This window comes from Alienimonas chondri (assembly GCF_013036045.1).
Classification (GTDB): Bacteria; Planctomycetota; Planctomycetia; order Planctomycetales; family Planctomycetaceae; genus Alienimonas; species Alienimonas chondri.
On record NZ_WTPX01000030.1, the window covers coordinates 40,703 to 41,694 of the forward strand.

General features: G+C 65.0%; 2 protein-coding genes. One reads left to right on the forward strand and one right to left on the reverse strand.

Going from position 1 to position 992, the window contains the following annotated elements:
* Positions 1-497: 497 nt before the first annotated feature.
* The gene (locus LzC2_RS22950) at positions 498-854 is read left to right on the forward strand and encodes a transposase (RefSeq protein WP_206678589.1); all 357 of its coding nucleotides are present in this window, start codon (positions 498-500) and stop codon (positions 852-854) included.
* Here LzC2_RS22950 and LzC2_RS21780 read toward each other — a convergent pair.
* On the reverse strand, positions 796-992 hold a 197-nt coding region (locus tag LzC2_RS21780), incomplete at its 5' end, for a hypothetical protein (protein WP_206678590.1). The two genes, LzC2_RS22950 and LzC2_RS21780, sit on opposite strands and share 59 nt — an antisense overlap.

Sequence of the window (992 nt, forward strand, 5' to 3'; positions counted from 1 at the left end):
GCTTCCTGACGCTGATTGCGGTGAGCTTGCTGACCCGGCGGCGGATCGCTACTCACTAACCCGAAGCGTCAGCGAGGGACGGCGGGCGCAGCCCGGCGGGGGGGATTGAGAACGTTTGACGCTCTGGATCCCTCGCTGACGCTTCGGGTTAGTAGAGCGACTCCCTCGCTGACGCTTCGGGTTGGTGCGGCGAGCTTGTTCTGAGGGGGCGACGCCGTCAATTTGCAATCTCTCGCTGACGCTTCGGGTTGGTGGGGCGAACGCTCCTGCGGCTGCGCCGCGTCCCTCGACTACGCTTCGGGTTGTTGATGACGATGCATTTCGAGCCGACGGCTTACTTTATCACTTGGGTGACCTACGGGACTTGGCTGCCGGGGGACGGGCGAGGTTGGGTCGAATATCATCGCGGCTGGCGCCTGCCGAATCCGGCGCTGGAACGGGAAGCCGCAGCCTTGATGTCCGAGGACGCTTGTCGGCTCTCACCGTCCCTACGAGCTATGGTCGAGGCGCAGATTGCCGAGACTTGCCGACACCGCGGTTGGGAGCTGCATGCCGTCAATTGTCGGTCGAACCACGTTCACGCGGTCGTCACGGCCCCCGGCGTTCATCCGAAGAAAGTTCGGACTGATCTGAAAGCTTGGGCAACCCGACGGCTCAGAGAAACGAACGTCGCCCGAAATAACTGGTGGGCCGAACGCGGCAGCGTGCGTTATATCAACGGGGAGGACTCGCTCGCAGAGGTCGTCGCCTACGTCATGGAGGCGCAAGATCGGCAACTTGCACCAACCCGAAGCGTCAGCGAGGGAATAGGCTCCGACGGATTTGACGCGGCTGCGCCGCGTCGCCCTCGCTGACGCTTCGGGTTGGTATCGAGGCCAAGGGAAACTCACGCACGGCCGGCTTGCCGGTCCAGCCGACGAGCGCCCGCGGGGTGAGCAGGACGGCGGCCTCCGGCGTGCCGGCCAGCGCTCCGGCGCGTACGCCGACCTCCG